Raw genomic sequence first — 24,600 nt, 5'->3', positions numbered from 1 at the left:
GTGCCGTCTAGTACGTCAGGGCGACGCCCGGGTCGGACAGCAGGCGGCCGACGTCGGCCAGGAACTGCGAGCCCTGTTGGCCGTCGACCACGCGGTGGTCGAAGCTCAGGGCCAGTTGGCACACCTTGCGCGGGACGACCTGGCCGTCCACCACCCACGGCATGTCGCGGATCGCGCCGAACGCGAGGATCGCGGACTCGCCCGGGTTGATGATGGGCGTGCCGGTGTCGACGCCGAAGACGCCGACGTTGGTGATGGTGATCGTGCCGCCGAGCATGTCGGCGGGCGAGGTCTTGCCGTCGCGGGCCGTGGTGGCCAGCTCGTCCAGTGCCACTGCCAACTCGCGCAGTGACATCCGGTCCGCGTCGCGGACCTTCGGCACCACGAGACCACGCGGGGTGGCGGCGGCGATGCCCAAGTGGACGTAGTCCTTGTAGACGATCTCGTTCGCCGCCGCGTCCCACGTCGCGTTCACGTCGGGGGTGCGGCGGGTCGCCAGGACCACGGCCTTCGCGCAGAACGCGAGCGGGGTGAGCTTCACGCCGCGGAACTCCGGCGTGTCCTTCAGCCGCGCGCGCAGTTCCATCATCGGCGTGACGTCGATGGTCAGGAACTCCGTGACGTGCGGCGCGGTGAACGCGCTGTCCACCATCGCCTGCGCGGTCGCCTTGCGGACGCCCTTGATGGGGACGCGGCGTTCGCGCGAACCGGTGTCGACCGGGGTCGCGGCGGCGGCCGGGGCCGCCGGTGCGGCGACGGCCTGTTCGACGTCCTCGCGGGTGATGACCCCGCCCGGACCGCTGCCGGTCAGCGCGTACAGGTCGACGCCCAGGTCCTTGGCCAGCTTGCGGACCGGGGGCTTGGCGAGGGGCACGTACCCGCCGGGCGAGCGGGTGCCGGTGAGCGCGGCCGGGGTGTCGGGCACCACCGGCGAGGGCACCACCGGGGCGGGCGCGACCGGCGCGGGCGCGACCGGGGCCGCCGGAGCGGGCGGGGCGACCGGGGCGGCGGGTGCCGTCGGAGCGGCGGTGGCCACGCCGGCGGGCGGGGTGCCGACGCGGGCCCGGCGCCGGGCCGGGCCGGACTTCGGGCCGTAGCCGACCAGGTTGGCCACCCGGCCCTCGGTCGCGTCCGGCGCCGTGCCGTTGGTGGCCGGGGCGGGCGCGGGGGCCGGGGCCGCCGCGCCGGACGGGTCGACGTCGATGGTGATGATCGGCACGCCGACCTCCACCGTCTGCCCCACCTCGGCGAGCAGCTCGGTCACCACGCCGTCCCACGGGCACGGCAGCTCGACCGCCGCCTTGGCGGTCTCGATCTCCACGATGATGTCGTTGACCTTGACCGTGTCGCCCGGCCGCACGTGCCAGGTCAGGATTTCAGCCTCGGTCAGCCCCTCCGCCGTGTCCGGCAGGGGGAATTGCTTGAACTGCGGCATCCCAAGAGTCCCTTACCAGGCCAGTGAGCGGTCGACGGCGTGCAGCACCCGGTCGAGGTCGGGGAGGAACTCCTCCTCGAGCTTCGACGGCGGGTACGGCGTGTCGAACCCGGTCACCCGCAGCACCGGCGCTTGCAGGGAGTAGAAGCACTCCTGCTGCACCTTGGCCGCGATCTCGCTGGTGATGGACGACTCGCTGGGCGCCTCGGACACCACGACCAGCCGACCGGTGCGCCGCACCGAGTCGTAGACCGGGGCCAGGTCCAGCGGGGACAGCGTGCGCAGGTCGATGACCTCCAGCGACCGCCCCTCCTCCTCGGCCGCCGCGGCGGCGTCGAGGGCGGTGCGGACCATCGGGCCGTACGCGACCAGCGTCGCGTCGGTGCCGGTGCGCAGCACGCGCGAGGCGAACAGCGGCGAGGGTGCGGCGGTCGTGTCGACCTCGCCCTTCTCGTAGTACCGGCGCTTGGGCTCGAAGAACAGGATCGGGTCGTCGGATGCGATGGCCTGCTGGATCATCCAGTAGGCGTCGGCCGGGTTGGAGCACGACACGACCTTGAGGCCCGCGGTGTGCGCGAAGTACGACTCGGGGGACTCGGAGTGGTGCTCGACCGCGCCGATGCCGCCGCCGAACGGCACCCGGATCACCATCGGCAGCTTGAGCCGGCCCTGGGTGCGGAAGTGCAGCTTGGCGACCTGCGACACGATCTGGTCGAAGCCGGGGAAGATGAAGCCCTCGAACTGGATCTCGCACACCGGGCGGTAGCCGCGGATCGCGAGGCCGACGGCGGTGCCGATGATGCCGGACTCCGCGAGCGGCGTGTCCAGCACGCGCTGCTCGCCGAAGTCCTTCTGGAGGCCGTCGGTGATGCGGAAGACGCCGCCGAGCTTGCCGACGTCCTCACCCATCACGAGGACCTTGGGGTCGGCTTCCATCGCCGCGCGCAGGCCGTTGTTGATGCCCTTGGCGATGGTCATCGTCTGTACGGCGGGCGCCCCTGTGCTGTTGGCGGTGGGTCGGTCCATCGTCGGAGCGGCCATCAGTGCTCACCTCCCGCGAAACCGGCGTGGTAGGCCAGGAACTCGTCGCGCTGCGCCTCCAGGACGGGGTTGCCCTCGGCGTAGACCTCGCTGAAGATCCGCTCGGCGGGCGGGTCGGGCAGGGTGACGCAGTAGTCGCGCAGCTCGATCGCGATCTGCTCGGCGTCGGCCTCGACGGAGTCGAAGAACTCCTGGTCGGCCCACTGCTGCTTGACCAGGTGCACCTTGACCCGCTCGATCGGGTCCTTGAGCTTCCACAGCTCCAGCTCGTCGGAGAGCCGGTAGCGGGACGGGTCGTCGGACGTGGTGTGCGCGTCCATGCGGTAGGTGAAGGCCTCGATCAGGATCGGGCCGTTGCCGTGCCGGCACTCGTCGAGCGCCCACTTGGTCACCGCGAGGGTGGCCAGGACGTCGTTGCCGTCCACGCGGATGCCGGGGAAGCCGTAGCCGCGCGCCCGCTGGTAGAGCGGGAGGCGGGACTGGCGCTCGGTGGGCTCGGAGATGGCCCACTGGTTGTTCTGGCAGAAAAACACCAGCGGCGCGTCGTACACCGCGGCCCAGACGAAGCCCTCGTGGACGTCACCCTGGCTGGTCGCGCCGTCGCCGAAGAAGCACATGGTGGCTTCGCCGTCGTCGTCGCCGACCTTGCCGTCGAACTTCTGGCCCATCGCGTAACCGGCGGCGTTGAGCACCTGGTTGCCGATGACGATCGTGTACGGGTGGAAGCGGTGCTTGACCGGGTCCCAGGTGCCGTTGTCGGTGCCGCGGAAGATGCCCAGCAGGTCGGTCGGCTTGATGCCGCGGCACCACGCGATGCCGTGCTCGCGGTAGCTGGGGAAGGCCATGTCGTCGGGCCGCATGGCCCGGCCGGCGCCGATCTGCGCGGCCTCCTGGCCCAGCAGCGGCACCCAGATGCCGAGCTGGCCCTTGCGCTGCAACGCGTTCGCCTCGCGGTCGACCCGGCGCACCAGGACCATGTCGCGGTACAGCCCGCGCAGCTCCTCGGCCGTGATGTCGATGTCGAAGTCCGGGTGCTGCACCCGCTCGCCCTCGGGGGTGAGCAGCTGCACCAGGTCGGCGCCGCCCTCGTCTGTCGCTCGCAAGCCTGCGATCACCTGTTCCGCGGTCGGTTTGGCGGCGGTCGCCGGTGGGCTGTCCGGCCCGGGGTGCGTCCATTTCTCAGGGGACGACATTGCGCCTTACTCCTCGTCTACGAGGCCGCCAAGTCGCTCGTGACGACCATGCGCGGCGGCACCGCCAGTCGCCGCCGCCCCGGGTGGGGGTGGTCGGACAACCGTCGGCGCTGACGGTGTTCTCTTCCACATCCTGACATGCGCTCACTCGACTTGGTGAGCCCCGTCCCACTTTGTAACAGTCGACGCACCTCCCTGAACAGGGATAACGGTAGGAAGGCCAATCTTCGGCAGTCCGAGCGAGACGTTCGGTGAACGAACACCCGTGTCCCGGTTACCGTTCGTTAACCACCGTCCGTGCGCCGGCGGACACGGCCGGTCGGCGTCTTAGCTGGGTTCATCGGTCCAGATTCGAGTGGACGTCCGAAGGTCGGTGTTTCGAGGGTTGCCCGGAGGGTGAACGCCCGAACCCGTGATTGGATCGCGAGGCCGCGTCGGCTTGTCGCGCCGCGGTTCACGCCGATCAGCTTTTCCGATCGGTGGGAGCCGCCGCGCGACGAGCCGACTGAAGGCGGCCGAGCCCGCCTCGGCGGAGCCGAGGCAAGATGACACAGTGGACCGTTCTGTGCTGACCCGTACCGTCCGAGGGCTCTGGGACGACGACATCCTCCCGAGCCTGTCCGAACTCGTCGCCGTGCCCGCGATCTCGCCGGGCTTCGACCCCGCGTGGGAGGAGCACGGTCACCTCGACGCCGCCATCGAGCACGTGCGGGGCTGGCTGTCGACGCGCGACCTGGGCGCGACCGTCGAGGTGGTCCGACTGCCCGGTCGGACGCCGTTGCTGCTGGTGGACGTGCCGGCGACCGCTTCGACGAGCGACACCGTGCTCATGTACGGCCACCTGGACAAGCAGCCGCCGGTGGCGAACTGGTCCGAAGGGCTCGGCCCGTGGACGCCGGTCGTGCGCGACGGCCGCCTGTACGGGCGCGGCGCGGCCGACGACGGCTACTCCGGCTACGCGGCCGTCGCGGCGATCGAGGCCGTGCGCGCGGCGGGTGGGAAGCACGCCCGGTGCGTCGTGCTGCTGGAGACCGGCGAGGAGTCCGGCAGCCCCGACCTGCCCGCCTACCTGGAGCACCTCAAGCCCCGGCTGGGCGAGGTGTCGCTGGTGGTGTGCCTGGACTCGGGCGGCAACGACTACGACCGGATGTGGCTGACCACGTCCCTGCGCGGGCTCACCCAGGTGACGCTCACTGTGCGGGTGCTGGACAGCGGCCTGCACTCGGGCATGGCCAGCGGGATCGTGCCCAGCTCGTTCCGGGTCGCCCGGCAGCTGCTGGACCGGCTGGAGGACTCCGCGACCGGCGAGGTGCTGGTCCGCGAGATGCACGTGGACATCCCGGAGCACCGGGTCGCCGAGGTCCGCGACGCCGTGGCCGCCGCGCCGGGCGTGCTGGCCGGGTCGGTGCCGTGGGCGGGGTCCACCCGGCCGATGGCCGACGACGAGGTGGAACTGGCCCTCAACGCCGGGTGGCGGCCGACGCTGTCGATCACCGGCGCGGACGGCATGCCCGCCCCGGACGACGCGGGCAACGTGCTGCGGCCGTTCACCACGCTGGTGCTGAGCTTCCGCCTGCCCCCGACCGCCGACTCCGGGGCCGCGCTGGACGCGGTCGTGGAGAAGCTGACCACCGACGTGCCCTACGGGGCGACGGTGGAGCTGTCCCGGGTCGAGCACGCGAACGGCTGGAACGCGCCCGACCTGGCGCCGTGGCTGCGCGACACGCTCGACGTGGTCGGCAAGGAGGTCTTCGGGGCACCCTGGCGGACGGTGGCGCTGGGCGGCTCGATCCCGTTCATGGGGCTACTGCACGAGGCTTACCCGGCGGCGCAGTTCCTGGTCACGGGCGCGGTCGGCCCGGACAGCAACTGCCACGTGCCCGACGAGTGGCTGAACCTGGCCCACGCGGCACGCATCACCGAGGGCGTGTCCCACGTCCTCGACGCCCACGCACAGCGATAGGTCGAGACCTGGGGCGCGGGCGGCAACCCCGCGCCCCAAGATCACAAAACCGCTGGTCAACAGCCCGACAGGGTTACGCAGTGTGATCTGGGCCACCCGTGCAGCGGCAGTTTCCCGCCACCGGGTGTGACCTAACCGACCGGTAACCGGGTTTACTGGATCGATGCCGCACACTGGCCCGGTGAACGAGCAACGGCAGCAGGCCGAACGGGTGCGCCTGAGCGAGTCGGACTCGCCCACCGCGCCCTGGCGGCTCTGGGGTCCCTACCTCGCCGGACGCCAGTGGGGCACGGTGCGGGAGGACTACTCCGCCGGCGGTGACGCCTGGACGTCCTTCCCGTTCGAGCACGCCCGCTCCCGCGCCTACCGGTGGGGCGAGGACGGCATCGCGGGCATCTGCGACGTGCACGGGTTCCTCAACCTCGGCATCGCCCTGTGGAACGGCCGCGACCCGATCCTCAAGGAGCGGTACTTCGGGCTGACCAACAACGAGGGCAACCACGGCGAGGACGTCAAAGAGCACTGGTGGGTCACCGACGGCACGCCCACGCACTCGTGGATGCAGGTCGTCTACCGGTACCCGCAGGCCGAGTTCCCCTACGCCGAGCTGCGCGAGATGGCCCGCGGCGCGGGCCGCAACGAGCGCGAGCCCGAGCTGTCCGACACCGGCGCGCTGGACGAGAACCGGTTCTTCGACGTCCAGGTGACCTACGCGAAGGCCTCGCCGACCGACATCTGCGTCGAGATCACCGCGACCAACCACGGCCCCGACCCGGCCCCGCTGCACCTGCTGCCCCAGCTCTGGTTCCGCAACACGTGGGCGTGGGGCCGCGACGACCGGCGGCCGAGCCTGCGCGCCTGCACCACGGACGGGTGGCGGCGCATCACCGCCGAGCACGCCGCCCTGGGCCGGTACACGCTGCACGTCGAGGGCACGCCGACGCTGCTGGTCACCGACAACGAGACCAACGAGGTCGAGCTGTTCGGGGCCGCCCGCAACCCCACCCCGCACACCAAGGACGGCATCGACCGGTACGTCGTGCACGGCGAGAGCCGGGCGTGCCGGGTGGTCGGGCCGCAGGACACCAGCGAGCCCGGCACCAAGGCCGCCGCCTGGTACTCGTTCGACCCGGTGGAGCCCGGCGAGTCCGTGGGCATCCGGTTGCGGCTGGTCGAGGGCGACGGGCACCTGGACGCCTTCGGCCCGTCCTTCCAGTCCACCGTCGAGGACCGGCGGCAGGAGGCCGACGCCTTCCACGAGACGGACCTGGACCCGCTGCGCGCCAAGGTCGTGCGCCGCGCCCTCGCGGGCCTGATGTGGACCAAGCAGCACTACCGGTTCCGCACGCGGGAGTGGCTGGACGGCGACCCCGCGCAGCCCGCCGCGCCGAAGTCCCGCCAGTCGCCGCACGCCCGCAACGCGCACTGGCGGCACCTGGACGTGGCCGACGTGATCTCCATGCCCGACGAGTGGGAGTACCCCTGGTTCGCGGCGTGGGACCTCGCCTTCCACACCGTGCCGTTCGCCAAGGTGGACCCGGCGTTCGCCAAGGAGCAGCTGCTCCTGCTGTGCCGTGAGTGGCTGATGCACCCCAACGGCCAGCTGCCCGCCTACGAGTGGGAGTTCGGGGACGTGAACCCGCCCGTGCACGCGTGGGCGGCGTTGCAGGTCTACCAGGTCGACCACGACCGGAAGTTCCTCGCGAAGGTCTTCCACAAGCTGCTGCTGAACTTCTCGTGGTGGGTCAACCGCAAGGACGCCGACGGCAGCTACCTGTTCGAGGGCGGCTTCCTCGGCATGGACAACATCGGCCCGGTCAACCGGTCGGAGCCGATGCTGGGGCAGTGGCGGCTGGAGCAGTCCGACGCCACCTCGTGGATGGCCGCGTACTCGCTGCACCTGATGCGGATGGCGCTGGAGCTGGCCCGGCACGACGAGTCCTACGAGGACGTGGCGACGAAGTTCGTCGAGCACTTCCTGAGCATCGCGGAGGCGTCCACCCGGTTCGGTTCGGGCAAGAGCGGGATCTGGGACGAGGCCGACGGGTTCTGCTACGACGTGGTCACGCGCCGGCTGCCCGACGGCTCGGTGGAGTCGCAGCCGGTGCGGGTGCGGTCGATGGTGGGCCTGATCCCGGTGCTGGCGTGCGCGGTGCTGGAGCCGTGGGTGTTCGAGGAGCTGCCCGGCTTCACCCGCCGGCTGGAGTACCTGCTGGCCAGGCGGCCGGAGCTGAAGCAGTTCCTGACCAGGCACGACAACCGGGCGCTGCTGTCGCTGCTGGACGAGCGCAAGCTGCGCCGGGTGCTGGGCCGGATGCTCGACGAGGGCGAGTTCCTGTCGCCGCACGGCATCCGCAGCCTGTCCGCGGCGCACCGGGAGGGCCTGGAGGTCCAGGTGGCCGACCAGGAGCACCGGATGGGCTACGAACCCGGCGAATCCCGAACCCCGATGTTCGGCGGCAACTCGAACTGGCGCGGCCCGGTGTGGTTCCCGACCAACGCGCTGCTCGTCGAGGCGCTGCGGACGGTCGAGTCGTTCCACGAGGGAAGGTTCCACGTGGAACTTCCCACCCGCTCCCAGCGGCACGTGACGGCCGGCCAGGCGGCGGACGAGCTGGTCAGACGGCTGGTGTCGCTGTTCCTGCCCGACCACGACGGGCGCCGCCCGGCGGACGGCAAGCGGGTGGAGGCGACCGACTCGCCGCTGTGGCGGGCCCACGTCACCTTCAGCGAGTACTTCGACGGCGACACCGGCGAGGGGCTCGGGGCGACCCACCAGACGGGGTGGACGGCGCTGGTGGCGTCGTTGTTGACAGATCGTCGTCAAACCGGCGCTCTGGGTGCATCTATTGTGTGATTTAGCCCAAACGCCTGAACATCTTGTGCCCAGAACGCCCGTGTGACGCAAGATTCATGCGTCACTTCGGGCTGTAACACGCGCGTGCTGTGCACCAAGTCACCCAAGTGGCAGTATGCCGAACACTCGACCGACACAGTTACGAGGAGTGACGCCGTGGCCCGTCGTACCAGGCACGTGCTCGCCCTAGTCCCCGCGATCGCCCTGGCGGTCGTGGTGGCGGGCTGCGCCGAAAAGGTCAACACCGGCTCGTCTGGGGACAGCGGGTCGACCAACGTCTCCCTGGTGAAGAGCGGCAAGCTGGTCACCTGCACCCACCTGTCCTACAAGCCCTTCCAGTACTCCGAGGGCGACAAGACGGTCGGCTTCGACGTCGACCTGGTGGACCTGGTGGCCAAGGAGCTGGGCGTCACCCAGGAGATCTTCGACACCCCGTTCGAGAACATCACCTCCGGCACGGTCTTCGCCACCAACGAGTGCGACCTGGCCGCCGCCGGCATGACGATCACCGAAGAGCGCAAGAAGGCGATCGACTTCTCGGACCCGTACTTCGACGCCTCGCAGGCCCTGCTGGTGAAGAAGGACTCGCCGATCAAGGACCTGCCCGACCTCAAGGGCAAGCGCCTGGGCGTCCAGCAGGACACCACCGGTGAGGAGTACGCGAACAAGAACGCCGCGGCCCACGGCTACACCGTCGTGGAGTTCGAGGACCTGCCGCTGATGGAGACCGCCGTCCGCACCGGCGCCGTCGACGCCGCCATCAACGACAACGGCGTGCTCTACGACTACGTCAAGGAATTCCCGGACACCGCGGTGACCAAGGAGTTCGACACCGGCGAGGCGTACGGCATCGGCATGAAGAAGGGCAACTCGGCCCTGCTCGCCAAGGTCAACGAGGTCCTGAAGAAGGCCAAGGAGAACGGCGAGTACGACCGGATCTACGAGAAGTGGTTCGGCAAGAAGCCGGAGAAGAAGTGACCGGCTGGGTGGAATCGCCGCTCCTCCGTCGCGGCGGCTCGGCCGCCGGGAAGTCGGCCCATCGCGGCGCGTTTCGCCCCGATCGAACAGCGTGATCGGGGCGAAAGGCACCGCGACAGGCCGACGCGGCCTCGCACACCCTCGGGGCCGGTGCTCACGCAGCACCGGCCCCGGTTCTTGTCCGACCCCCTGCTAGGAGTGCCGAGAGAAATGGCCATGTCCAAACGCCGGCGGGCGATCATGTTCCGCCGGGCGCAGTACGCGTTGCTGCTCGTGATCGTCGCGCTGATCGCGGTGTTCGCGGACTGGGAAGACATCCGCAAGTCATTCTTCAACCTCGACACCGCGGCGGGCATGTTCCCCACCGTCATCCAGACGGCGCTGGTGAACACCATCATCTACAGCGCCTTCGGCTTCGCGATCGGCCTCGGCCTCGGCCTGCTGCTGGCGCTGATGAAGCTGTCGCCGGTGGCGCCGTGGCGGTGGATCGCCACCGCGTACATCGAGTTCTTCCGCGGCGTGCCGGCGCTGCTGGTGTTCGTCGCGCTGAGCGTGGCGGTGCCGCTGGCGTTCGGCCTGAAGTTCGACATCAACTCCACGGCCGGCCTCGCGCTGGGCATCGTCGGCTCGGCCTACATCGCCGAGACGATCCGCGCGGGCATCCTGGCGGTGCCCAAGGGCCAGATCGAGGCGGCGCGGTCGCTGGGCATGTCGCCCGGCCGCACGCTGGTGACGGTGACCATCCCGCAGGCGTTCCGGATCATCCTGCCCCCGCTGACCAACGAGCTGATCATGCTGATCAAGGACTCGTCGCTGATCAGCGTCGTGGGCCTGACCGCCGCGGACTACGAGCTGACTAAGTTCGGCCGGGAGACGCTGAGCCGGTCGCCGTCGCTGACGCCGCTGCTGGTCGCGGGCCTGTGCTACCTGATCATCACGCTGCCGCTGGGCCACCTGTCGCGGCACTTGGAGAAGCGGACCGGCGGCCGGAAGATCGGCACGCCGGAGTCGACCGGGCTGGGGGTGTCGGCATGACCGACGTCGCGGTGGAGATCACCGGGCTGAAGAAGTCGTTCGGGCCGCTGGACGTCCTCAAGGGCATCGACGTGTCGGTCGCGCCCGGCGAGGTCGTGTGCATCATCGGGCCGTCCGGCTCGGGCAAGTCGACGCTGCTGCGGTGCGTGAACCTGCTGGAGGAGCCGACCGCCGGCAAGATCGTCGTCAACGGCGTCGAGCTGACCGACCCGGACTGCGACATCGACAAGGCGCGCACCCGGATCGGCATGGTGTTCCAGGGGTTCAACCTGTTCTCGCACCTCAGCGTGCTGAACAACCTCACCGTGGCGCAGCGCAAGGTGCTCAAGCGCGGTGAGAAGGAGGCGCAGCAGATCGCGCTGCGCAACCTCGAGCGGGTCGGGCTGTCGGAGAAGGTCAACGCCATGCCGGCGCAGCTGTCCGGCGGGCAGCAGCAGCGGGTGGCGATCGCGCGGGCGCTGTCGATGGACCCGTCGGTGATGCTGTTCGACGAGCCGACCTCGGCGCTGGACCCCGAACTGGTGGGCGACGTGCTGGGCGTGATGCGGGCGCTGGCCGACGAGGGCATGACCATGCTCGTGGTGACGCACGAGATGCAGTTCGCGCGCGAGGTGGCCGACCGGGTGCTGTTCATGGACGGCGGGTACGTGGTCGAGGAGGGTCCGGCGGCGCAGGTCATCGGCGACCCTCAGCACGAGCGGACCCAGTCGTTCCTGGCGCGCGTGCTCGACCCGACCCACCAGGGTCCTTCGGCGTAACTTTCCGCGTTCGCTTGCGGGCTCGGCGGGTTTGCCCGCATTGTCGATCACATGACTGAGGTGGGCGCGCGGGAGCTGGACGTGTTCGACCCCAGCCCGCCGCGCGCCTTCCGCATGCCCGCCGCGGACGTGCTGCGCGGGTTGGGCGAGAGCGCGTTCCGGCTCGGGTTGCGGCGGCCGTCGGTGCCGCCGGTGATCCGGGTGGAGGACCGGTTCCTGACCGGGGTGCTCGACCTGCGGGCCGTGGAGCTGAACTACCTGCTGGAGTTCGTCCGGTGCCGGTTCGAGGAGGCGCCGGACCTGCGGCAGGGGCGGCTGGCCGGGGTGGTGTTCAGCGGGTGCCGGCTGCCCGGCCTGTGGGGGCGCAACCTCAGCAGCGCCAACGAGGTGTCGCTGGCGGGGAGCACCGTCGAGGGCCTGGTGGACCTGACCGACGCCGACATCGCCGGGTCGCTGGAGCTGCGCGACGCGCGGCTGGTGGCTCCCGGCGGGCTCGCGTTGCACGCCGACCGGGTGAAGCTGGCCGGTGCGCTGCTGGGGCAGGGCGTCTCGGTGTCCGGCGAGCTGCGGATGGCCGGGGCGCAGGTGGGCGGGAACTGCAACTTCTCCGGTGGGACGTTGAGCAACCCCGGGGCGCACTCGGTGAACGCCACCGGGGTGCACGTGGGCGGGAACCTGCTGCTCAGCGGTTCGACGATCCACGGGACCGTGCTGCTGGCCAACGCCCGGGTGGACTCGGCGCTGACGCTGCGGGGTGCGGAGTTGGCGGCGGGGAGGGTGGACGAGGAGGCGGGCCTGGACCCGCACGCGGACCCGGCGTCGACGTTGGTGCTCGACCGGGTGACGGTGGACGGGGACGTGCAGCTGGACCGGGACTTCCGCAGCGCCGGGACGGTTCGGATGGTGAACGCGACGCTCGGGGGCTCGCTGTCGCTGTCGGGTGGGCGCTTCGACGCGCGGCCGGGGGCTTCGGCGGACGGGACTGTGCGGGCGCGGGCGGGCGAGGATTCCGGGGAGACCGCGCCGGTGCGCGCCGAGACCGCGTTGAAGGCCGCCGAGGCTGGGTCGGGGCCGACCGGGAAGGCCGCCGAGGCCGCGCAAGGGCCGGCGGGGAGGGCCGCCGGAGCTGCGCTGGGGCTGGCCGCGAAGCTCACCCGGGCCGCGCCGGGGGCGGCCGGGAGGGCTGCCGAGGCTGCGTCGGGGCCGGCTGGGAGGGCGGCCGAGGCTGGGCCGGGGCCGGCCGCCGAGGCTGCGTCGGGGGTGGCAGGGAGGGCCGCCGAGGCTGCGTCGGGGGCGGCCGGGAGGGCCGCCGAGGCTGCGTCGGGGGTGGCAGGGAGGGCGGCCGAGGCTGGATCGGGGGCGGCCGTGGAGCCTGTCGAGGCCGCGCTGGAGGGTGCTGCGGTGGCCGAGGGCGAGGGGGCGGGTGAGGTGTTGGGCGTGGCCTCCGGCCCCCGTCTCGATCGTCTCACGGGGGACCGACAGAACGGTGTGGGGCGGGTGGCGGAGCCGACCGGGTTCGGGCGGGCGTTGCACCTGGACGGGGCTCAGGTCGGTGGGGACGTCGTGGCTCGGCACGCCCATGTGCGTGGGCAGATCCGGATGGTGGACCTCCAGGTCAAGGGCAGTCTCACGCTCGACGGCTCCGAGCTGGACAACCCCCGTGCGGACGCGGTGCTCGGGAACCGGTCGCACATCGGCAGCAACCTGACCGCCCGGGAAGTGGAAGTCGCGGGTGGGTTGGAGCTGCGGGGGGTGCGGATCGGGGCCAACCTCGACCTGCGCGGGAGTCGGATCACCCAGCCCGGGCGCTACCGGCACATGCCCGCCGGGAAACCGTCGTTGGACGTCGGGGGCGCGGTCATCGGGCGGGACCTGATCTGTGCGGGCGGGGTCAAGGAGTTCGTGGCGCACGGGGGTGTGCGGGCGCGGCGGGCGCAGGTGGGGCGGATGGCGAACTTCAGCGGATCCGTTTTGGGGGACAAGCTCGACAGCCACGCCCTGAACGCGCTCGGACTCCAGGTGCAGGAGCTCGTGCTGACGCCGATCACCCCGCCGCGCGGGGACGTCACCCTGCGCCAGGTCCGCTGCACCTCGCTGGACGACAACGAGGCGTTCTGGTCGGCGACCGGCTACATCGACCTGGAGGAGTTCCGCTACGACTCGCTGCGCAACCCGATCGACCTGCGCGACGACGGCGAGGTGGACCGCCGGCTGCGGTGGCTGCGCCAGGCCATGCGGCGCGCCTACCGGCCCGGCCCGTACGACCAGTTCGCCGAGATGCTGCGCGCGTCCGGCAACGACGAGCACGCCGCCACCGTCCTGGTCGAGAAGCAGCGCCTGCGGTACCGGGCCGTGGCCGAGGGGCGGCGGTGGCTGGGGCCGCTGGTGCTGGTGTGGAGCTGGTTGCAGCGGTCGATGGTCGGGTACGGGTACCGGCCGGCTCGCGCCCTCGCGTGGCTCGTGGTGTCCTGGGTGCTGGGCAGTGTCTGGTTCTCCGTCCGGCCGAAGCTGGAGGTGATCAACGCCGATGACCGCCTGCCGTGGAACCCGTGGTTGTTCACGATCGACCTGGTGGTGCCGATCGTGGACTTCGGCAACAAGAACCGGTGGCAGCTGGCCGGCGCCTCCCAGTGGATCGGCGCCGCGTTGATCGTGACGGGGTGGGTCCTGGCCACGACGGTGGCCGCGGGTCTCACGCGGATGCTCAAGCGCTGACCGCACTCCTGCGGGTGGTTGGTGCCGGTTTGGGGGATTCCACATCGGACGTCGCAGTGCTGAGGTCGAATCATGGTCGTCGTCGAGTCCACCGACTTGTTCGTCGGCTCCCTGCAAGTCGTCCGCGTGCGCACCACCGACCACGACGGTCCGGTGCACGTCCACGTCGAGGGCGACGGGATCCGCAGCGCGCGCCACGGCCCGGACTCGCCTCCCGGCCTGTTCGGCCACGAGGTGCCGGTCGACGTGTCCGGCCACCCGCCCGGCACGGTCCTGCCCGCGCGGGCCGTCGTGCGGCACGGGGACGAGCACCACGAGGTCGACTTCGAGCTGACCGTCGCCGAGCCGGGGCGGACGCTGCACCTGGTGCCCCAGGCGGCGGATGTGGACGGCGTGCGCGGTCACCTGGCGCTCGCGCTGGCCGACCCGTCCTACCGGTTCGGCCTGCTCGCCGCCCTGGTCGAGCCCTACCTGGACACCCGCCCGGAGGACCGGGAGCCGCTGGCCGCGCTGATCGAGCAGAACCGGGTGCAGCTGGTCGACCGGCTGCTGCCGGCCAACAGCGCGTCCGTCGAGCGGGCGGACACGCTCGCCGACGCCGAGCGGGCCGCGTTCGACCGGCTGCGTGGCACGCGCGCGCGGCACGTGGCGCTGGTCGGCGAGGGGCGCTGGTTCCGGCAGATGCACCACGACTGGAACTCGCGGTACTCGTCGCCCCGGTTCGTGTGCTCGCTGCCCCAGGACGTGCCGGTGCCGCAGGGGATCGAGGTGCGCGCGGCGACGCGGGTGGTGGAGGAGGCGGAGGCGTTCGCGTCGCTGGTCGCCGAACCGCCGGAGGACGTGCTGGCCCACGTCCGCGCGCGGCTCGCGGACGACGCGGACCCGCTGGTGTCGTCGCGGGAGGCCCACGCCCTGGCCTCGGAGGTGCGGGACACCGTCCTGCGCAAGCTGTCGTCCATTGTGGACACATCCGGCCCCGGTGTGCCGGTCGTGGTGTGGAACCCGTTGGCGCGCAAGCGTTCCGGCATGGTCGAGGTGCGGCTGGAGGACGAGCTGTCCGAAGTGTCCGTGGTGTCGGCGGACGGTGTGCACCCGTGTGTCCACGAAGGTCACACGGTGGTGTTCCACGCCGGGAACGTGCCCGCGCTGGGGTGGAAGGTGTTCCACCTGACCGGCGGGACGTCGCAGGGGTGGACGCGCGGCGGCGGCACGCAGATCGCCAACTCCGCCCACCTGCTCACCGTCGAGCCGGCGCACGGCGGCGTGGTGACCAGCCTGGTGCGGCTGGTGGACGAGGCCGAACTCCTCGCACCCGCCGTCGGCAACGACCTCGGCGCCACCGAGCCCGCGACGGTGACCGTGTGGCACAGCCCGGTCGGCGAACGGGTCGTGGTGCGCGGGCGGACCGGTGGCGTGGCGTACGCGCAGACCCTGACGCTGTGGGAGGGCGTGGACTGGGTGGACTGCGTGACCTCGGTGGACGACGTGCCCGGCGAGCTGCGGGTGCGGTGGCCCGGGGTCGAGGAGGTCGTGCGGCCGGCGGACTTCCCGCAGCAGCAGACCGTCGAGTACGCGGTGCCGTGCGGCGACCCGGCGCGGGCGGAGCAGGAGTGCGCGCACCGGCTGGTCGCGGTGGTCGGTGTCGACGGGTCGGGGCTGCTGCCCGCGTCCGGCACGCCGACCGAGCCGGCCGACGTCGGCCCGATCACCACCTCGACCGAACCCGGCCCGCTGTTCGCCGACCACCTGCGGCACGAGCGCGGTCCGGCCCTGGGTCGGCCGCCGGTGGGCGTGCGGTTGCGGGGCGAGCGCGAGGTCGTGGTGACGTCGGCGGCCGACGACGAGGTGACCGGACGCGTGCGCCTGGTCGCGCCGCCGGGGTGGTGGGCCACGCCGGCGGAGGTGCCGTTCACGCTGCCGCCCGGCGGGTCCGCGAGGGCCGCGGTGTCGGTCGAACGACCCCGGTGGGCCGCGCCCGGCCTGTACCCGGTGCGGGCGCAGGTGGACGTCGAGCCGGTCGTCGAGGACGTGCTGCTGGTGGACGTCCCGGAGTGGGGCGGTCCGCCCTGGGACGACGGCCCGGTGCAACCGCTGTGGATCGCGCGCCCGCCCGAGCCGGTGTCGCTGCACCCCGGTGAGCGGGCCGAGGTGCGGGTGGCCGTGGCGTCGGCGTTGTGGGCGCCGGTCGCGGTCGAAGTGCGGCTCGTGAGCCCTTGGGGGACCTGGGACTTCGTGCGGCCGTGGGTCCAGGGCGGCGAGGTGCCCGCGCGGGGGCGAGCGGAGTTCGCGTTCTCGGTCGCGGCGCCCCGCTGGGCGACCGCGGGCCGGTGGTGGCTGCGTGCGAAGGCGGCGGGCGCGGGCCTGGTGCGCCGCTCCCCCGCCGTGCCGCTGGAAGTCGTGGCCTGAACAGCGACGAGCCCCGCCCGGCTCGGTGGCCGGACGGGGCTCGACTACACCGTCCTCAGTGGACAGCGACCGGCTTGACCCGAGGGCTGTCCTCGTCGACGTGGTAGTCGTCGTCGGTGGTCTCGTCGGTGCCGTTGAACGCCCGCAACTGCCGGGCCACCAACGTCACCAGGACCGCGACCAGCAGGTTCGCCACCACGGCCACGGCGCCCACGTAGATCTGGACCGTGGACCCGGCGAACGGGTGCCAGCCGAACAGCGACAGCTTGTCCAGGGCCAGCGCCGAACCACCGAAGTGCGGGCGCTTCCCGTCCGCGCTGGGGATGTTGTACAGCAGCCACATGCCCCAGCCCATGCCGACGATCCAGCCGGCGATGAGGCCGTAGACGTGGAACCACCGGGTGTAGAGCGCGATCGCCACGGCGGGCAGCGTCTGGAGGATCATGACGCCGCCGATGAGCTGGAGGTCGATGGAGAACTGCGGGTCGATGAACACGATGAACGCGACCGCGCCGAACTTCACCACCAGCGAGGCGAGCTTGGCCTGCTTGGCCTCCTGCGCCGGGGTGGCGTCCTTCTTCAGGTACTCCTTGTAGATGTTGCGGGTCCACAGGTTCGCCGCCGCGATGGACATGATCGCCGCCGGCACCAGCGCGCCGATCCCGATCGCCGCGAACGCGACGCCGGCGAACCAGGACGGGAACTCCTGGCCGAACAGCTCGGGCACGATGGTGTTGGTGTCCGGGCGGCCGGTGGCCTGGTTGGTGATCGGCTTGACGCCCGCGCTGATCGCGACGAAGCCCAGCATCGCCAGCAGGCCCAGCAGCAGCGAGTACGCGGGCAGCGCCACCATGTTGCGCTTGATGACGTTGCGCCCGCGCGAGGCCAGGATGCCGGTCAGCGAGTGCGGGTACAGGAACAGCGCCAGCGCGGAGCCCAGCGCCAGGGTGGCGTACTGGAGCTGGTTGTTGGCGTTGAGCAGGATGCCGTCGCCCTTGGCGGGCGTGGCGTCGAACTTCGCCTGGGCGCTGTCGAACACCGCGCCCCAGCCGCCGAACTTCGACGGCAGGTAGATCACCGCGACCAGGATCACGATGTAGATCAACGTGTCCTTGACGAACGCGATGAGCGCCGGCGCGCGCAGGCCGGACTGGTAGGTGTACAGCGCCAGGATGACGAAGGCGATGAACAGCGGCGCGTGGCCCAGCACGCCGCCGCCGTTGAGGCCCATGCTGCGCAGCACGGCCTCCAGGCCGACCAGCTGGAGCGCGATGTAGGGCATCGTGGCGACGATGCCGGTGATCGCGACCAGCAGCGCGAGCCAGTGCGAGCCGTACCGGCCGCGAACGAAGTCGGCGGGCGTCACGTAGCCGTGGACGCGGGACACCGACCACATGCGGACCAGCGGCAGGAAGACGATCGGGTACAGGATCACCGTGTACGGCAGCGCGAAGAAGCCCATCGCGCCCGCGCCGAACACGAGGGCGGGGACGGCGACGAACGTGTACGCCGTGTAGAGGTCACCGCCCACCAGGAACCAGGTGATCCACGAGCCGAACTTCCGCCCGCCCAGGCCCCACTCGTCGAGGTGGTCGAGCGTGTCGCCCCGCTGCCACCGGGCCGCGAAGAATCCCAGCACGGTGACCAGCAGGAACAGCGCGCTGAACACCACGAGTTCGGTCCACTGCATCTACTTCGCCCCCTCGTCCAGGTCGTCCACGCCCAGCCGGTCGGGCTTGCCCGTCACGGTCGGTTGATCCTTCGTCTTCACGTAGACGATGCCGACGCAGATGACGCCCAGCGGGACGAAGACGAACTGGTACCAGTAGAAGAACGGCATCCCGAACAGCCGTGGCTGGTCCGAGTTGAACCACGGCGTGATCAGCATGAGCAGGGGAACCAGGAGCAGCAGGTTCCACCAGCTCCAGCGCAGGCTGGAGTGTCGAGCAGACGGCATGTGTGCCCTCCGTGCGGCCCGGATGACAGGGTGTCGCGCGATGCTAGGCCCACGGGGGGACGGCCGTCACGGTGTCCGGTGGATTACCTACCGGTGACGTAGTTGAATCGTGATCCTTTTTCACTCACCGCGCAGGGCCGTCACCAGCTGGTGTTCGGCCGTCTCAAAATAGGCCGAGAGCGAGTCGACGGCGTTCTGGATCGCCCCCGCCTCCAGGTGCGCGGTGATCTCCAGGTTGCCCGGCAGGTAGTCCTCGTGGAAGCGCTTCGGGTCGTCCATGACGTGGAAGGCCAGGCGCAGTTCGGCCAGCAGGCGCTCGGTCTCCTCGTTCAGGCGGGCGCTGCCGGCCAGGGCGGTGAGGGCCTGGTGGAACCTGATGTTGTGGGTGCCGACCGCAGTCCAGTCGCCCTTGGTGGAGGCCTCGACGGCGTGGTCCACGGCGGTGCGGACGGCTCGTTTGGCCTCGTCGGGGGCCTGCGGGTAGGCGCGGACGGCGCCGCACTCGATGATCCGGCGGGCGGCGTAGAGGTCGGCGATGTCGCGCCAGTCGGGTTTCCGGACGAAGACGCCCTTGCTGTACTCGTGCACCAGCAGGCGCTCGTGGGTGAGCAGGCGGAAGGCTTCGCGGAGGGTGTTGCGGGAGACGCGGAGGGCGTCGCCGAGGACCTTCTCGTTGAGCTGCTGACCGGGCCGGATCTCGCCGCCCAGGACGCTGGCGCGCAGCTTGTCGGCGACCTTCTCCGCCGTGCTGGACCGGTCGATGTCCGCGCGGTCCGCGGCCAGGGTCCGCAGCCAGTCGTCCGCGTCGACGCTCGTCATGGTGCCGAGTCTAGTGGTTCAACACGTCAATCGGAGTATTGCTGGATTGTTGAACAATCCCTACATTGAACGACAGGGAGGTGGTGGCCGTGGACCTGAACGCGGATCTGGGGGAGGGCTTCGGGCGGTGGGCGCTCGGCGACGACGCCGCGTTGCTGACGTGGTGACCAGTGCGAACGTGGTCTGCGGGTTCCACGCCGGCGGCCCGCTGATCATGCGGCGGACTTGTGAGCGGCGGACCTGTGAACTGGGCGGCGGCGCGGGGTGTCGCGGTGGGCGCGCACGTCGGGTACCCGGGCCTGGCCGGGTTCGGGCGGCGGTTCGTGGACGTCGAACCGTCCGTGCTGACCGCCGAGGTGCTCTACCAGCTCGGCGGGTTGGACGCCTGGAGGGTGCGGTCGGTGGATGGGCACTTCGTGCGGCTGCGCGTGGACTCCCTCTGCGTCCACGGGGACGGTCCGGGCGCGGTCACCCTCGCGCGGGCCGTGCGGGACGCCCTGGTCGCGGCCGGTGTTCCCGTCGCCGCCGTGGACACCAGGCTCGGCGTCTCAGCTGTCAAAGGTCGGGGGTGGTGGGCCTCGCGGGGCTTCGCCAGGATCGGTGCGTGATCAGGCGAATGCACAGCGTGGTGGTGTTGGCGGTCGGCCTGGGTGTTCTCGGGCTGCCGGCGGTGGCTTCGGCGGAGGCCGGGTGCTTCGACCCGAGCGCCCCGCTGACCGTCGAGGAGCAGCGGTTGGACGACGCCCTGACGCCCGGCGCCCCGGCGGTCGGGCCGGAACTGGCGCGGTTGGGCGGGTTCGAGCCGCTCGTCCGGGGGTTCACCGAGCGGTTGTGCGCCGTGCGGACCCCCGGTGGCGCGGACACCCTCGCCGCCGAGACCGGGCGAGAGCTGTGGCGGGCGGCGGTGGACCGGGCCCGCGACGAGCGGGAGTGGGACGCCTACGACGATCGGCCGCTGTACTGGGCGCGGCTCCAGGTGACCGCGGCGGTGCGGCAGTGGCGGCCCCGGTTCGACTTGTCCTCCGGCGACCGCGCCCTGCTGGTGCGGCGGGTGGACCGGGCGTCGCGCGGGGTGGACGACGTGCGGTTCGGCGGCGTGGGGCGGCGGATCCTGCTCACCGGGTTCGACCCGTTCCAGCTCAGCGGGACCTCAGTCCGGCGCAGCAACCCGGCGGGCGCGGCGGCGCTGCGGCTGGACGGGGCCGTCGTGCAGACCCCGGACGGTCCCGCCCGCGTCGAGGCCGCGGTGCTGCCCGTGCTGTGGGGGTCGTTCGACGAAGGGGTCGTCGAACAGTTCTACGGCGGCGCGATCCGGCGCGGCCTGCGGCCCGACGCGCTGGTCACGGTCAGCCAGGGCCGGCCGGGCCGGTTCGACGTCGAGCGCTGGGCCGCGCGGTGGCGGGGCGGGTTCGCCGACAACAACGACATCGGGGCCAGGGGCACCGTGCCCGACGCCGCCGGCTGGCCGCAGCCCGCGCTGGAGTTCATCGAGACCTCCCTGCCCTGGCAGCGGATGGTGGACGCGGGCACCACACCGTTCCCGGTGCACTACAACCGCTCCTTCTGCGAGTGGCCGATCGGCACCACCCCCGGCACCGGCACGCCCAGCTGCCGGGCCGACGAACCCACGCCGGGCGCGGTCGCCGCAGTGGGCAGCGGCGGCGACTACCTGTCCAACGAGTCGATGTACCGGGCCAACCGGGTCCGGCTCGGCCTGGGCTCGACCGCCGCCGGCGGCCACCTGCACACCCCCGTGCTGCGGCAGCCGGTCGACCCGACCGCACTGACCGACGCGGCCTTCGAGGCCGAACGCCGGTCGATCGCCGATCAGGTGCGGGCGCTGGTGTCAGTAGTCTGATCATCGTGCGACGCAGGCGGGCGGCGGTGGGTGTCGGACTGCTGTCGCTCGCCCTCCTCACGGGCTGCACCAGTCCCGTGCCGGGGACGCCGGACGGCGAGGTGGTCCGGCCGTCGATCACGCCCAGCGTGAAGGAACTCCCCCAGCACAGCCAGTGCACGGACGGCGCGCTGAAGGTGGTGCCCTGCACCGAACCGCACGAGGCCGAAGTCGTCGCCATCGGCCAGTTCACCGGATTGGGTGACGCCTACCCGAGTGAACGGGACCTGCGGCGCAGCGCGATCCCCGCGTGCCGCACCGCCCTCGCCGCCTACCTGGGCAGCACCGACCACGACGCGACCCGCCTCCAGCCGCAGGTCCTCTGGGTGAGCCGGGACGGCTGGGCGCGCGGCGACCGCTGGCGGCTGTGCACAGTCGTGGAGATCGGCCCCGACGGACAGCGCAAGAAGCGGACCGGGCCGCTGAAGAGCGTGCTCAAGGGCGAGGGGTTCGCCCAGGTGCAACTGTGCGCACAGGGGTCACCGGGAGTGGACGAGCAGCTCAAGATCGTCGGCTGCGACACCCAGCACCGGGCCGAGGCCGTGCCGGGTGTGCTCAACATCGGCGCGCACACCTCGCCCACCCCGTCCCAGGAGCAGGTGGACGCCAAGGCGAAGGACCACTGCGCCACCGCCGTCACCGGGTACGTGGGGGCCGAACGGCCGGACGTCTTCCCCTCCTGGCGGGCGTTCGGCAGCCAGGCCTGGTCCGAGGGCTACACGACGGTCGTCTGCTACGCCGAGGCGACCCGGCCGTTCACCGGACGCCTGTGGGGACTGGCCGACAAGCCGCTCCCCGGCTGACCCACAGGCTGTGCACAGCTTCGTCCACAACCTGTGGACAACTACCGCCGGCGCAGCGCCACCACGAGCAGCAGCACGCCCACCGCGACCGGCGCGCCGCTCTCCAGCACCGGCCTGAGCACCGGCAACGGCGGGAAGTAGCCCAGTTCGTAGACCACCGACGCGGCCACGGCGGTCAGTCCACCGACGAGGGGCGCGCTTGGGGACAGCCGCCCCAAGGTCATCAACCCCACCAGGAGTCCCGCCAGTCCCAAGCCCACCAGCCCGCGCCAGCGCAACTCGTCGAACTGGTCGATCCCGTACCCCCACGCGAAGGCCCCCGCCACCACCAACGCCGGCCCCAACAGCACCCCGAGGACGTGCCACCACCACCGCGTGCGCGGGCGAGCGGGCTCCGGCTCCGGCGCGCCGTTCCCGGACGACGGCGGCGTGGTGCCCGGCGCCACCGGGTAGTAGCGCACGATGCCGGTCTGCGGCCCGACCTGCACGTCCCGAGGCCCGTCGAAGTGCAGGCCGCCAGGGAGATCGTCCTGCTGGGTCACACTCCATTGGTACCTCCGGACCAGTCCGGAAACACGTGGAGTCACCAAAAAGAGACCCTGGTGGACGCCGTTGTCCACCAGGGTCTCGGGCTCACGGCGTCAGCCGAGGCGCTGCTTCAGGGCCTCCAGCTCGTCGCGCAGCGAGGTCGGGACCTTCTCGCCGATCTTCGCGAACCACTCCTCGATCAGCGGGATCTCGGCGCGCCACTCGTCGGCGTGGAACTCCAGGGCGGCCTCGACGTCCTCGCGCGGCGCGTCCAGACCGGTCAGGTCCAGCTCGTCGGCGGTCGGCACGTGGCCGATCGGGGTCTCCTGTGCGGCGGCCTTGCCCTCGATGCGCTCGATGGCCCACTTCAGCACGCGCGAGTTCTCGCCGAACCCGGGCCACAGGAAGCGCTTGTCCTCGCCCCGGCGGAACCAGTTGACGTAGAAGATCTTCGGCAGCTTGTCCGCGTCGGCCGACTTGCCGGTGTCGATCCAGTGCTGGAAGTAGTCACCGGCGTTGTAGCCGATGAACGGCAGCATCGCCATCGGGTCGCGGCGCACCACGCCGACCTGGCCGACCGCCGCGGCGGTGGTCTCGCTGGACAGCGTCGCGCCCATGAACACGCCGTGCTGCCAGTCGCGGGACTGGGTGATCAGCGGGACGGTCGTGGCGCGGCGGCCACCGAAGAAGATCGCCGAGATCGGGACGCCGTTCGGGTCGTCCCACTCGGGGGCCTTGATGTCGCACTGCTCGATCGGGGTGCAGTAGCGCGAGTTCGGGTGCGAGGACAGCTCGTCCGAGCCCGGCGTCCAGTCCTGCTTCTTCCACGAGGTCAGGTGGGCCGGCGGCTCGCCCATGCCCTCCCACCACACGTCGCCGTCGTCGGTCAGCGCCACGTTGGTGAAGAGCGAGTTGCCCTTCTCGATGGTGCGCATCGCGTTCGGGTTGGTGTGGTAGTCCGTGCCCGGCGCGACGCCGAAGAAGCCGTTCTCCGGGTTCACCGCGTACAGGCGGCCGTCCTCGCCGAAGCGCATCCACGCGATGTCGTCGCCGAGGGTCTCGACCTTCCAGCCCGGGATGGTCGGCTCCAGCATGGCCAGGTTGGTCTTGCCGCAGGCGCTGGGGAACGCGGCGGCGATGTAGTACGCCTTGTTCTCCGGCGAGGTCAGCTTGAGGATCAGCATGTGCTCGGCGAGCCAGCCCTCGTCGCGCGCCATCACCGAGGCGATGCGCAGCGAGTAGCACTTCTTGCCCAGCAGGGCGTTGCCGCCGTAACCCGAGCCGAACGACCAGATCGTCCGCTCCTCGGGGAAGTGGGTGATGTACTTCGTGTCGTTGCACGGCCACGGCACGTCGGCCTGGCCGGGCTCCAGCGGCGCGCCGATCGAGTGCAGCGCCTGCACGAACTCGGCGTCCTCGCCGAAACGGGCCAGCGCCTTGGTGCCCATGCGGGTCATGATGTGCATGGAGACGACGACGTACTCGGAGTCGGTGATCTCGACGCCCAGCATCGGCTTCTCGGCGTCCAGCGGACCCATGCAGAAGGGGATCACGTACATCGTGCGACCGCGCATCGAGCCGCGGTACAGCTCGGTCATGATCGCCTTCATCTCGGCGGGGTCCATCCAGTTGTTCGTGGCGCCGGCGTCGGCCTCGTCCACGGAACAGATGAAGGTGCGCTCCTCGACCCGCGCGACGTCGGTCGGGTCGGAGGCGGCCCAGAACGAGTTGGGTTTCTTCTTCAACGGAACGAACGTGCCGGCGTCCACCAGTTTCGCCGTCAGGCGGTTCCATTCGTCCTGGGAACCGTCGGCCCAGACGACCTCGTCGGGGCAGGTCAGCTCGGCGACCTCCCGCACCCAGGACAACAGGCGCGCGTGGTTGGTGGGTGCCTGGTCGAGACCGGGAATGGTCACTGCCGTCATCTCGTCTCGTCTCCTAGCTGAGCGCCAGCCCACGTGGACGCCGTTGTCCTGGTGGGACGTCCTCGGGAATGGCTCCGCCCGCCCGGTGGAGGGCGTGCCGTTTAAGGGGATAGACGGAGGTTAGCCGGGTTAATCCTCGGTAACGCACATCTGACCTGTCGGCTCTCTCACAAAACCGATTCTGGAATCGATTCAGCACCCGATCACCACAAACCGGGCTGTGACCTGGGCTTTAGTTCGGGGAATGCAAGGGCCGAGCGGTGCGGCGGTGACCACACGGTGAGGTTGCG

Annotated in this window: 17 protein-coding genes and 1 pseudogene; 10 read left to right on the top strand and 8 right to left on the bottom strand. The window is 71.2% G+C overall.

Annotation, left to right across the window (positions count from 1 at the left end; all coding sequences use genetic code 11):
• Positions 1 to 7: 7 nt before the first annotated feature.
• From WBN91_RS07045 to pdhA, 3 genes are read right to left on the bottom strand one after another with little or no spacing between them, the layout of a single operon-like run.
• Positions 8 to 1,435 carry a dihydrolipoamide acetyltransferase family protein gene (locus WBN91_RS07045; protein WP_337723473.1) on the bottom strand — a complete coding sequence of 476 codons (1,428 nt, stop codon included), beginning with the start codon at positions 1,433 to 1,435 and terminating at the stop codon, positions 8 to 10.
• Between the two features lie 12 nt (positions 1,436 to 1,447).
• Positions 1,448 to 2,476: an alpha-ketoacid dehydrogenase subunit beta gene (locus tag WBN91_RS07040; RefSeq protein WP_337723474.1), complete on the bottom strand. Its 1,029-nt coding sequence runs from the start codon at positions 2,474 to 2,476 to the stop codon at positions 1,448 to 1,450.
• Positions 2,476 to 3,669 carry a pyruvate dehydrogenase (acetyl-transferring) E1 component subunit alpha gene (gene pdhA / locus WBN91_RS07035; RefSeq protein ID WP_337723475.1) on the bottom strand — a complete coding sequence of 398 codons (1,194 nt, stop codon included), beginning with the start codon at positions 3,667 to 3,669 and terminating at the stop codon, positions 2,476 to 2,478. Before pdhA ends, WBN91_RS07040 begins: the two co-directional genes overlap by 1 nt.
• A 553-nt stretch (positions 3,670 to 4,222) precedes the next feature.
• Here pdhA and WBN91_RS07030 point away from each other — a divergent pair.
• From WBN91_RS07030 to WBN91_RS07000, 7 genes are all read left to right on the top strand, one after another.
• On the top strand, positions 4,223 to 5,632 hold the full coding sequence (locus tag WBN91_RS07030) for a M20/M25/M40 family metallo-hydrolase (RefSeq protein ID WP_337723476.1): 1,410 nt from the start codon (positions 4,223 to 4,225) through the stop codon (positions 5,630 to 5,632).
• 181 nt (positions 5,633 to 5,813) lie between these two features.
• Complete coding sequence (locus tag WBN91_RS07025) at positions 5,814 to 8,489, top strand: MGH1-like glycoside hydrolase domain-containing protein (protein WP_337723477.1); 2,676 nt, start codon at positions 5,814 to 5,816, stop codon at positions 8,487 to 8,489.
• A 156-nt stretch (positions 8,490 to 8,645) separates the two neighbouring features.
• On the top strand, positions 8,646 to 9,467 hold the full coding sequence (locus WBN91_RS07020) for a basic amino acid ABC transporter substrate-binding protein (protein ID WP_337723478.1): 822 nt from the start codon (positions 8,646 to 8,648) through the stop codon (positions 9,465 to 9,467).
• Between the two features lie 210 nt (positions 9,468 to 9,677).
• Entirely contained in the window at positions 9,678 to 10,502 is an 825-nt protein-coding gene (locus tag WBN91_RS07015; protein ID WP_337723479.1) for an amino acid ABC transporter permease, read from the top strand.
• A complete protein-coding gene (locus WBN91_RS07010; protein ID WP_337723480.1) occupies positions 10,499 to 11,260 on the top strand; it encodes an amino acid ABC transporter ATP-binding protein in 762 nt (253 codons plus the stop codon). The genes WBN91_RS07015 and WBN91_RS07010 overlap by 4 nt, the downstream gene beginning before the upstream one ends.
• A gap of 51 nt (positions 11,261 to 11,311) precedes the next feature.
• The gene (locus WBN91_RS07005; protein ID WP_337723481.1) at positions 11,312 to 13,975 is read left to right on the top strand and encodes a hypothetical protein; all 2,664 of its coding nucleotides are present in this window, start codon (positions 11,312 to 11,314) and stop codon (positions 13,973 to 13,975) included.
• A gap of 72 nt (positions 13,976 to 14,047) precedes the next feature.
• Positions 14,048 to 16,381, top strand: a complete 2,334-nt coding sequence (locus tag WBN91_RS07000) for an NEW3 domain-containing protein (RefSeq protein ID WP_337723482.1) — start codon at positions 14,048 to 14,050, stop codon at positions 16,379 to 16,381.
• A 55-nt stretch (positions 16,382 to 16,436) separates the two neighbouring features.
• Here WBN91_RS07000 and mctP read toward each other — a convergent pair whose 3' ends face one another.
• The 3 genes from mctP to WBN91_RS06985 form a co-directional block, all read right to left on the bottom strand.
• Positions 16,437 to 18,071: a monocarboxylate uptake permease MctP gene (gene mctP, locus WBN91_RS06995; RefSeq protein WP_337723483.1), complete on the bottom strand. Its 1,635-nt coding sequence runs from the start codon at positions 18,069 to 18,071 to the stop codon at positions 16,437 to 16,439.
• On the bottom strand, positions 18,072 to 18,338 hold the full coding sequence (locus WBN91_RS06990; protein WP_337723484.1) for a DUF3311 domain-containing protein: 267 nt from the start codon (positions 18,336 to 18,338) through the stop codon (positions 18,072 to 18,074). It abuts the gene before it with no gap.
• A gap of 120 nt (positions 18,339 to 18,458) precedes the next feature.
• Positions 18,459 to 19,157: a GntR family transcriptional regulator gene (locus tag WBN91_RS06985; RefSeq protein WP_337723485.1), complete on the bottom strand. Its 699-nt coding sequence runs from the start codon at positions 19,155 to 19,157 to the stop codon at positions 18,459 to 18,461.
• Between the two features lie 89 nt (positions 19,158 to 19,246).
• Between WBN91_RS06985 and WBN91_RS06980 the strand changes: the two are divergent.
• The 3 genes and pseudogenes from WBN91_RS06980 to WBN91_RS06970 all read left to right on the top strand — a co-directional run.
• Positions 19,247 to 19,684: pseudogene (locus tag WBN91_RS06980) on the top strand (LamB/YcsF family protein); the annotation flags it as partial.
• A 77-nt stretch (positions 19,685 to 19,761) separates the two neighbouring features.
• Entirely contained in the window at positions 19,762 to 21,015 is a 1,254-nt protein-coding gene (locus WBN91_RS06975) for a hypothetical protein (RefSeq protein WP_337723486.1), read from the top strand.
• 5 nt (positions 21,016 to 21,020) lie between these two features.
• Positions 21,021 to 21,857 carry a septum formation family protein gene (locus WBN91_RS06970; protein WP_337723487.1) on the top strand — a complete coding sequence of 279 codons (837 nt, stop codon included), beginning with the start codon at positions 21,021 to 21,023 and terminating at the stop codon, positions 21,855 to 21,857.
• 41 nt (positions 21,858 to 21,898) lie between these two features.
• Here the strand turns inward: WBN91_RS06970 and WBN91_RS06965 are convergent, their stop codons facing one another.
• Positions 21,899 to 22,399 carry a hypothetical protein gene (locus WBN91_RS06965; protein ID WP_337723488.1) on the bottom strand — a complete coding sequence of 167 codons (501 nt, stop codon included), beginning with the start codon at positions 22,397 to 22,399 and terminating at the stop codon, positions 21,899 to 21,901.
• Positions 22,400 to 22,498: 99 nt separating this feature from the next.
• Positions 22,499 to 24,310, bottom strand: coding sequence for a phosphoenolpyruvate carboxykinase (GTP) (locus WBN91_RS06960; RefSeq protein WP_337723489.1), 1,812 nt, complete (start codon positions 24,308 to 24,310; stop codon positions 22,499 to 22,501).
• Positions 24,311 to 24,600: the final 290 nt, after the last annotated feature.

Origin of the sequence: Saccharothrix sp. CCNWYY140 (assembly GCF_037401995.1) — a bacterium.
Taxonomy (GTDB): Bacteria; Actinomycetota; Actinomycetes; order Mycobacteriales; family Pseudonocardiaceae; genus Actinosynnema.
This window is presented reverse-complemented; position numbering and strand designations above follow the sequence as displayed.

Excerpts from the sequence above, each read along its gene's own strand:
- WBN91_RS07015 (WP_337723479.1), top strand. The coding sequence starts at position 9,678 with ATGGCCATGTCCAAACGCCGGCGGGCGATCATGTTCCGCCGGGCGCAG.
- WBN91_RS07045 (WP_337723473.1), bottom strand. The coding sequence starts at position 1,435 with ATGCCGCAGTTCAAGCAATTCCCCCTGCCGGACACGGCGGAGGGGCTG.
- WBN91_RS07040 (WP_337723474.1), bottom strand. The coding sequence starts at position 2,476 with ATGGCCGCTCCGACGATGGACCGACCCACCGCCAACAGCACAGGGGCG.
- WBN91_RS06960 (WP_337723489.1), bottom strand. The coding sequence starts at position 24,310 with ATGACGGCAGTGACCATTCCCGGTCTCGACCAGGCACCCACCAACCAC.
- pdhA (WP_337723475.1), bottom strand. The coding sequence starts at position 3,669 with ATGTCGTCCCCTGAGAAATGGACGCACCCCGGGCCGGACAGCCCACCG.
- mctP (WP_337723483.1), bottom strand. The coding sequence starts at position 18,071 with ATGCAGTGGACCGAACTCGTGGTGTTCAGCGCGCTGTTCCTGCTGGTC.
- WBN91_RS07010 (WP_337723480.1), top strand. The coding sequence starts at position 10,499 with ATGACCGACGTCGCGGTGGAGATCACCGGGCTGAAGAAGTCGTTCGGG.
- WBN91_RS07005 (WP_337723481.1), top strand. The coding sequence starts at position 11,312 with ATGACTGAGGTGGGCGCGCGGGAGCTGGACGTGTTCGACCCCAGCCCG.
- WBN91_RS06985 (WP_337723485.1), bottom strand. The coding sequence starts at position 19,157 with ATGACGAGCGTCGACGCGGACGACTGGCTGCGGACCCTGGCCGCGGAC.
- WBN91_RS06990 (WP_337723484.1), bottom strand. The coding sequence starts at position 18,338 with ATGCCGTCTGCTCGACACTCCAGCCTGCGCTGGAGCTGGTGGAACCTG.
- WBN91_RS07000 (WP_337723482.1), top strand. The coding sequence starts at position 14,048 with ATGGTCGTCGTCGAGTCCACCGACTTGTTCGTCGGCTCCCTGCAAGTC.